Raw genomic sequence first — 8,227 nt, forward strand, 5'->3', positions numbered from 1 at the left:
GCGGTTCGTCGAGAAAGGCGCGCAGCGCGCGGCCTTTGTCGACGTCCTTCGGCTTGATTTCATAGACCATCTTGCCGGGCTGCAGCACGTAGGCGTCCGACAGTGGCTATGCCGCCGCGAACTCGACGAACGCCTACAACGCCGGCTACGTCGCCGGTGCGGCGACCGCGGCACCTCCGCCGCAGTCCAGTTCCAGCTTCGCGATGGGCGCGATCTACGCGACGCTGCCCGCCGGCTGCATCACGCCCGCCGTCCAGGGCGGCACGTACTATCTCTGCGGCAATACGTGGTTCAAGCCCTCGTATGGCGCGAACGGCGTCTACTACCGCGTCGTGACGGCACCCTGACCAACACACCGCGCGCCCCGCGCGATGGCTTGCCGACGCGCGGCGTGGCCGCGTGCGCGCACAGCGCCACCGGCTGCCGCCGCACCCGTGCAACATCGGCGCAGGACTGAAGCGATCCGGCAGCGTGCCGGACGGTACTCAGATCCAGCACAGGCCGCGGATGTTGCGATGGCCGCGCCGGTGTCATGTCGGTGAGGAGGCCGGCTCATACACGACGTTATGCTGGACTGACTTGCGCTCAGCGCGACAGGGGATGCGGTGAGTGACCGGACACATGGGCGCCAGGCGCTGCGGCCCCCTCACCTTCCGGCTCCGCCGACAGATCCCGCCTGAAAGTCTCCGCGAGGAAAAACGCGCACAGCAGGCTCAGCACCCCTGTCGCCGCGATATAGATCGAAATGGGCAGCGTCTGGCCATAGGTCGCGAACAGATAGGTGGCGATCAGCGGCGTCGGTCCTGACGTGATGATGCCGGCGATCTGATACGGCAGCGAAGCGCCCGTATAGCGCACCCGCGTGCCGAACAGTTCCGCAAACCACGTCGATTGCACGCCGTACACGGACGCCTGACTCAACGCGATACCGCAGACGTACGCCACGAAAATCAAGGTCGGATTGCGGGTCTCGATGAGCGGAAAGAACGCGAATCCATAGATCGCGACGAACACCGCGCCGAGCATGAACACGGTCCGGCGTCCGATCGCGTCCGACAGTTTGCCGAACAGCGGCAGCGTAATCAGCGCAAACGCGCAGCCCACAATGATGGCGTTCAGCAGTAGTCCACGCGACAAGCCAAGCCGCGTCGTTCCGTACACCAGCACGAACACGTTGATCACATTGAAGGTGATGTCGACGGCGAAGCGCGTGCCGATCGTCAGCACCAGGTCTTTCGGATGCCGGCGCAGCAATTCGATCAGCGGCGCCTTCACGACCTGCTTGCTCGCCTTGATCTGTTCGAATACCGGTGACTCCATGACGCGCAGGCGGATGAACAGGCCGATCGCGATCAGCGCGACGCTCAGCAGGAACGGCAGGCGCCATCCCCATGCATAGAATGCGTCCGACGGCATGCTCGACACAGTTTTGAACACCGCGGTCGACAGCATCAGCCCGAGCGGCACGCCCAATTGCGGAAACGCGCCGAAAAAGCCCCGCTTCGTGGCCGGCGCCGTTTCCACCACCATCAGCACCGCGCCGCCCCATTCGCCGCCGACGCCGAGCCCTTGCATGAAGCGCATCGCCACCAGCAGGATCGGCGCCCACACGCCAATCGAGGCGTAGGTGGGCAGCAGGCCGATCACGAAGGTGCTGACGCCCATGATCGTCAGCGTCGCGACGAGCGTCGCCTTACGTCCGATACGATCGCCAAAGTGCCCGAAAAACACGGCGCCGAAAGGCCGTGCCAGATAGCCGACCGCAAAACTGCCGAACGCCGCGATGGTGCCGACCACGGGATCGAACGAGGGAAAGAACAGCTTGGCGAAGACCAGCGCCGAAGCGGTGGCATAAAGAAAAAAGTCGTACCACTCGATAGCGGTCCCGACCACCGAAGCGACCAGCACACGGTTGACGGCCGACCGGCTGATAACAGGCGCGTTGCCGGACGAAACAGGCGATGTATTCATGTCTCCTCCCTTCTCTGGGAATCTATGTCTTGAACTGCTGCGTGCCGGCGGCGCAGATTCGGCGGCACGTTACGTTGGGTTCGCTGCGCTCACCAGTGCAGTTCCATCGGGAACTGGTCGAGCATTTCGACGCCGCCTGAGGTCAACCGCACGATCCGTTCCGTGCGCAAACCGCCGACGTTCGGCACCGTGATCGTCGCCTTCAGGGTGAAGACCATGTTTTCCTGCAGCACGGTCCTGTTGCCCGGCCCGATCCACGGCGCTTCTTCTTCCGGGTCCATGCCGGTGCCGTGACCGGTGCCATGGCCGCGCGCTTCGCTCGAATATTGCTCGTAGTTCGACTTCACTAGCGCCTGCTGGATCACCGCGTTCAGTTCCATGGCCGCCATGCCGGGACGCGCGGCGGCAAGCCCCGCTTCGACCGCGCGCGCCGCTGCCGCGACGATCGCCATCTTGTCGGGGTTCGCCGGACCGTAGGTGAAACCGCGTCCGCCATCGGCGACGTACCCACGATAACGCGCACCGATGTCGGTCATGATCAGGTCGCCCGGCTGCAGGATGCGGTCGGTGGGGCGGGCCAGGTTATAGGCCGAGCGCGGACCGGATTGAACCATCGAATCGAATGCGGTCCGCTCCGCTCCCCCCCGCGAGCATCGCGCGGTCAGCGATCAGAGCGAGTTCGCGCTCGGTGTAGGGACGGCCGTCGGCGAGCGCGTCGCGAATCGCGGCCATCGCCGAATCGGTCAAGGCGGCGGCTTTACGCATCAGCGCCACTTCGGCGTCGCTCTTGATCGCCTTGATTTCGGCCAGCACCATCGTCGGTTCGAGCTTCAGTTCGCCGAGACCGGCATTCAGGCGCTGCAGCAAATCCGCGGGGATATAGGCGGCGCCCGCGAGGCCGACCGTACCGCTGCGATGCCGCGCCGAAAACGCCTGCACCTGTTGCGTGACTTCACGCAGGCTGCGCACCTCGAAGGCGGTCACGCTCGTCGCGTAGTCGAAGCATTGATCCGACACGAACAGCACGGGGTCGCCGTCCACGGGCAGCAGCAGGATCGCGTTGGCAATGTCCGATACGCCGTCGAGCGGACGGAACTCGGTGAAGTAGCCGATGTTCGCGCCACGCCAGCAATCGCCGAAGGCGAGCAGGCCGACCAGGCCCGCCTTGTCGAGTGCGCTGCGGACCTTGGCGACGCGGCCGAGGAACTCGTCGGTAGTGATGCCTTCCGGCGGAATGTCTGCGGTACGGATGTTCATTGCTTCGTCGTCTCCTGTTCGGCTGCATGGCGGATGCCGGGTGCAGCCCGTTCTCGATGGCCGTGATGGGAAACCGCCCCGCCTTGGAATGCAGGACGTGTTCTGCATAGTAGAATCGATAGATATGCTTTTATAATGAAAAATAACGCACAATCTATATCGATTCGGAATACATGGAGGCGACATCGTGACCTCGGCAATTCATCCGGACGACGGCGCGGCGGGCATCGCGACGGGCCGCTTCGACCCCACACGTGTGAAGACACGCCAATTGGCCCTGATCGTTCACCTCGACGCCCATCGCTCGGTATTACGCGCGGCGGACGCCGCGCACATGACCCAACCCGCGGCGACCAAGTTGCTGCGCGAACTGGAAGAGACGATGGGTGTGCCGTTGTTCGAACGGCATCCGCGCGGTGTCGAGCCCACCTGGTACGGCGAGGTGTTGATCCGCCATGCGCGCGGCGTGCTGGCGGAGTTGCGGCACGCTTACGACGAAGTATCCGCGCTCAAAGCCGGCCTGACCGGGCAGGCGGTCATCGGCACCGAGGTCACGGCGGCCACCAACCTCGTGCCGAAGGCCGTGGCGCTACTCAAGAAGCGCTTTCCGCAGATTCGCATCAGCATCGAGATGGAGTTCAGCGAGGTGCTGGTGCAGCGTCTCCAGGAAGGCAAGCTGGATATGATCGTCGCGCGAATCCGCAATCCAGACGATCTGGCGGAACTGCACTACGCCCCGCTGGCAGAAGCACAGCACGGGCTGTTCGCGCGCGTTGGCCATCCGCTCGGCAAGTGCAAGCGTCTGAGCTGGAACGAACTGGCGCCGCAAACGTGGATCTTGCCGCCCAAAGGCAACGTGATGCGCAATCAGTTCACGCAGCTTTTTCTCGAACGGCAGCTCGCGTTGCCGACGGATGTGGTCGAGAGCTCATCGCTGCCTGTCATCACGAGTCTGCTGCAGATGAGCGATATGATCGCGCCGCTTGCGCGCGAGCCGGTGCGGCCATATTGCATTGCCGGCGCGCTCGCACCACTACCATTCGAACTCGATCTGAAGCTTGGACCGGCGGGCATCGTCACCCGGCGCGGCGACAGGCTCTCTCCGGGTGCGCGTGCGATGCTGCAAGCGCTGCGCGAGGCCGCCGGATTCGACACCCAAGCCCCCGACACCGACAGCGACTGACATGCCGCGGCCGGGCTCAGCGCGCGCCGTCCACCGCGACGCTTGCGCCTGGCTGTAGCAACCACTCATGCGCCGGTTCGTTGTGTACGTGCCAGGTGCGGCGCGGACCCGCCATCACATTCAAATAGTAGAGGTCGTAGCCGTGCGCCGCGGCAACCGGGTGATAGCCGCGCGGTACCAGCACCACGTGCTTGTCGTACGCCGCGAGCGTTTCGTCGAGACTGCGGTCGTCGGTGTAGACGCGCTGAATCGCGAAGCCCTGCGGCGGCGAGACACGGTGGTAATAGGTTTCCTCGAGATAGGTCTGCTGCTCGCCGTCGTCGGTATCGTGCCGATGCGGCGGGTAGCTTGACCAGTTGCCTGCGGGCGTCACCGATTCCACCACCAGCAAGCTCTCCGCCGGCTCCGTTTCCGGCAGGATGTGGCGCACATGACGCAGGTTGGCGCCCGCGCCGCGGGTTTCCTGCTTGACCTCCTCAGGTGCAATGAAGCGCGGCGGCAGACCGCCCTTCGCGGGCGCTGAGCAGATGCCGAGTTCGACGTCGTCCGTCGCCACGATCGTGTAGCGCGTGTGCGGCGGCACATACATGGACCACGGCGCGCCATCGAACGGCGTCATCCGTGCGCCGATCGCGCGGCTCGCGAGCCCTTTGCAACCGGCCATCGCGTGACCCTTCACGAGTACGATCACGACTTCGCGATTGCCTGTATCCCGCGTGACCGTGGCGCCGACCTTAAGGTCGAAAACATCGAAGCCGACGTATTTCCAGCCGGCGCTCGCCGGTGTGATATGGATGATCTGGCCGCCTTCGGCATGCGTCGACGGTTTGACGAGCAGCTCGCTCATGTCTTCCTCCAATTATTCAGGAATGCTACTCAGCGGAACGCGGCAGTCGCTGCGCGACCGCGTGCATCGCCTCAAGCGGTAAAACCGCCCATCGCTTTGACGACGCCTTGTTTGCGAATCGCTTCCAGATGGCGTGCGACTTGCGAGACGAATCGCGGGTGTGCACGCAGATCGCATCCGAAAATCGACTCGATTTCGAACAGTGTTTCTACCGCGTCGACGGTATCCCCTTGCAAGGTCGAGCGGACCGCCTCGGTCAGGGTGTCGGCAAGAGGGTCCGCGATGGCGTAGGTGCGGCCCGTCTCGTCCTGACCACCCAGATACGCAATCCAACCGGCCAGCGCAAAGGCAAGACTTTCGGTCGGCGCGCCGCGTTTCAGGTTGACGCGCACGCTTTCCAGCCAGCGCTGCGGCAACTTCTGCGAGCCGTCGGTCGCGATCTGCTGCAAGCGGTGATCGAGCGCGGCATTGCGAAAGCGCGCGAACAGTTCGGCGCGATAGGTGGCTAAAGCGGGTCGCGACAGCGCCGGTTCCACCTCGTCGCGCAACATACGCTCGACGAAGTTCAGCACCGCCGGCGCGCCGATCGCCTGATCGACGGTGTCATAGCCGATCAGCGTCCCGAGGTATGCCAGCACCGAATGCGCGCCGTTCAACATCCGCAATTTGGCCTGCTCATAGGGACGCGCGTCACCCACGAGCGTCGCGCCTGCACGCTCCCACGCCGGCCGCGGCCCCGCGAAGCGGTCCTCGATCACCCATTGCGAAAACGGCTCCGTCATCACCGGCCACGCATCGTCGGCGCCGAGTTGCTTCGCTACGCGCACACGGTCGGCGTCGGTGGTGACCGGCACGATCCGATCCACCATCGTGTTGGGAAACGCGCCCTCTTGCTCGATCCAGTCGGCCAGCACAGCGTCCGTTTCGCGCGCGAACGCCAGCGTCAACGCGCGCATCGTGTCGCCGTTGGACGGCAGGTTGTCGCACGACAGCACGGTAAACGGCCCCAGACCGGCCGCGCGGCGCAGCGCCAGCGCGCGCACAACGAAGCCGATCGCGCTACGCGGCACGGCGGCCTCGCGCAGATCATGGGCAATGTCGGGATGATCGAACTGCAACGCGCCGCTGGCCGGATTGCGGCAATAGCCCTTCTCGGTGATCGTCAGGCTGACAACATGACAGCGCGGATCGGTCATCGCATCGAGCACGGCGGCGGGCGACTGCGGCGCGACCAGCGAGGCGATCAGCGCACCGATCACCTGGAACGAATCAGCGGTGCCGTCGCGCACATCCACGGCATACAGATGATCCTGCGGAGTGAGCGCCTCCGACGTATCCGCACGCCGCAACGACACGCCGACGATGCCCCAGCGGTGATCGCCAGCGCGCAACGTGTGCTCGGTGTACACGGCCTGGTGCGCGCGATGAAACGCCCCGAGGCCCAGATGGACGATGCCAGGTGCAAGGCTCGCGCGATCGTAGGCGGGAACGACGACTTCGCCAGCCGCGCGCGCCGCGAGCGATGCCAGGGCTGCATTACTCAGCCGCATGATCGGCCGGACGTTTGGCGAGACCTTCCCAGATGCCGTTCAGGTAGACCGCGCCGAGCGCTCTGTCGAACAGCCCATAGCCGGCGCGGCCCGTTTCGCCCCAGATCATTCGCCCATGGTCCGGCCTTGCATAGCCTTCAAAGCCGGTTTCGAAATAGGCTTTGACGATCTCCGCCATGTCGAGCGAGCCGTCGGCCGAGCGATGCGAGGTCTCATGAAAATCGCCTGCGGCATTGACTTGCACATTACGCAGGTGCGCAAAATGAATCCGGCCACGCGCGCCGAATTCGCGCACCAGTGCCGGAATATCGTTCTGCAAGTCCGCGCCCAGCGACCCCGAACAAAGCGTCAGGCCGTTGGCCGGATCGTCGACGATAGCCAGCACGCGCTGCAGGTCCGCACGATTCTTCACGATGCGCGGCAGCCCGAAAATTGGCCGCGGCGGATCGTCGGGGTGGATCGCCATCTTGACGCCGGCTTCTTTGGCCACCGGAATGATTGCGCGCAAGAAGTAGTCGAGATTGGCCCAAAGACCGGCTTCGTCAAGCGCTTCATAGTCGCGCAGCAGGGCTTTCAATTGCTCGGGCCGATAGCTCGCGTCCCAGCCGGGCAGCTGGATACCCTGGCTCACGTCGAGTTCGCGGATCGCTTGCGTGTCGAACGCGAGCGTCGTCGATCCATCGGGCAGGGGCATTTCCAGCGAGGTGCGGGTCCAGTCGAAAACCGGCATGAAGTTGTAGCAGACCACCTTCACACCGCAGGCGCCCAGGTTAAGCAGCGTCTGGCCGTAGTTGGCGATGAGCGTGTCGCGCGTCGGTTTGCCGAGCTTGATGTCCTCGTGCACCGGCACGCTTTCGATCACTTCCAGCGTCAGGCCGTGAGCCTCTATCTTGTTCTTCAGGGACAGGATTCTGTCGATCGGCCACACCTCGCCCACAGGTACGTCATAGATCGCCGAGACGACCCCGGCCATGCCCGGAATCTGACGGATGTAAGCGAGAGGCACGGGGTCGGTGTCGCCATACCAGCGAAAGGTCATTTTCACGTTCGAGTCTCCTCCACACGCTCGCTGCGCCTTCGACGACGCTGCGTAGCAGGGAATGATTGGTTCGGCCCTTCCGCGTTGGTCCTGCGCAGCGGCGCCGCGCATGGACGCCATCCCCCTGTCGGGTTCATGCGCGAGGGCAGTCGGGAGCCTCCATACTAGCGGCGATCGCCATGCCTTTGTAATGAAGAATAGCGTCTTATCTATACGATTATGGAATACATGGCAAGCCGCCACTGCGTTGCATGCATGAGGCTGACCGTGGTGGAGACAAAACGCCGTTCTCGTATGCCCATCGATCCAGCGCTTTCGAGATGAACTCGGACCCGTTATCTGCCTTGATAAAGCGCGGCAGTGGCCGATTCGCCGTGATG

Annotated in this window: 8 protein-coding genes and 1 pseudogene; 2 read left to right on the plus strand and 7 right to left on the minus strand. The window is 64.1% G+C overall.

Annotated elements, in window-relative coordinates:
* A pseudogene (locus tag H3V53_RS41690) lies at positions 1-100 on the minus strand (trehalose-phosphatase); the annotation flags it as partial.
* Between the two features lie 103 nt (positions 101-203).
* Between H3V53_RS41690 and H3V53_RS41695 the strand changes: the two are divergent.
* Complete coding sequence (locus tag H3V53_RS41695; RefSeq protein ID WP_336602816.1) at positions 204-347, plus strand: hypothetical protein; 144 nt, start codon at positions 204-206, stop codon at positions 345-347.
* A gap of 238 nt (positions 348-585) precedes the next feature.
* Here H3V53_RS41695 and H3V53_RS41700 read toward each other — a convergent pair whose 3' ends face one another.
* The 3 genes from H3V53_RS41700 to H3V53_RS41710 all read right to left on the minus strand — a co-directional run bounded on the left by H3V53_RS41700 (position 586) and on the right by H3V53_RS41710 (position 3,228).
* Positions 586-1,971: an MFS transporter gene (locus H3V53_RS41700; RefSeq protein WP_336602817.1), complete on the minus strand. Its 1,386-nt coding sequence runs from the start codon at positions 1,969-1,971 to the stop codon at positions 586-588.
* Positions 1,972-2,060: 89 nt separating this feature from the next.
* Positions 2,061-2,585, minus strand: a complete 525-nt coding sequence (locus H3V53_RS41705) for a M24 family metallopeptidase (RefSeq protein ID WP_336602818.1) — start codon at positions 2,583-2,585, stop codon at positions 2,061-2,063.
* Complete coding sequence (locus H3V53_RS41710) at positions 2,554-3,228, minus strand: M24 family metallopeptidase (RefSeq protein ID WP_336602819.1); 675 nt, start codon at positions 3,226-3,228, stop codon at positions 2,554-2,556. The genes H3V53_RS41705 and H3V53_RS41710 overlap by 32 nt, the downstream gene beginning before the upstream one ends.
* A 187-nt stretch (positions 3,229-3,415) precedes the next feature.
* On the opposite strand from H3V53_RS41710, the gene H3V53_RS41715 reads away from it, so the two are divergent.
* Positions 3,416-4,411: a LysR substrate-binding domain-containing protein gene (locus H3V53_RS41715; RefSeq protein WP_336602820.1), complete on the plus strand. Its 996-nt coding sequence runs from the start codon at positions 3,416-3,418 to the stop codon at positions 4,409-4,411.
* 16 nt (positions 4,412-4,427) lie between these two features.
* Here the strand turns inward: H3V53_RS41715 and iolB are convergent, their stop codons facing one another.
* The 3 genes from iolB to uxuA form a co-directional block, all read right to left on the minus strand.
* Positions 4,428-5,258: a 5-deoxy-glucuronate isomerase gene (gene iolB, locus H3V53_RS41720; protein WP_336602821.1), complete on the minus strand. Its 831-nt coding sequence runs from the start codon at positions 5,256-5,258 to the stop codon at positions 4,428-4,430.
* 71 nt (positions 5,259-5,329) lie between these two features.
* Complete coding sequence (locus H3V53_RS41725) at positions 5,330-6,808, minus strand: mannitol dehydrogenase family protein (RefSeq protein ID WP_336602822.1); 1,479 nt, start codon at positions 6,806-6,808, stop codon at positions 5,330-5,332.
* Positions 6,795-7,853 carry a mannonate dehydratase gene (gene uxuA, locus H3V53_RS41730; RefSeq protein ID WP_336602823.1) on the minus strand — a complete coding sequence of 353 codons (1,059 nt, stop codon included), beginning with the start codon at positions 7,851-7,853 and terminating at the stop codon, positions 6,795-6,797. The genes H3V53_RS41725 and uxuA overlap by 14 nt, the downstream gene beginning before the upstream one ends.
* Positions 7,854-8,227: the final 374 nt, after the last annotated feature.

It is taken from the genome of Paraburkholderia bengalensis (assembly GCF_037126505.1).
GTDB classification, from domain to species: Bacteria; Pseudomonadota; Gammaproteobacteria; order Burkholderiales; family Burkholderiaceae; genus Paraburkholderia; species Paraburkholderia bengalensis.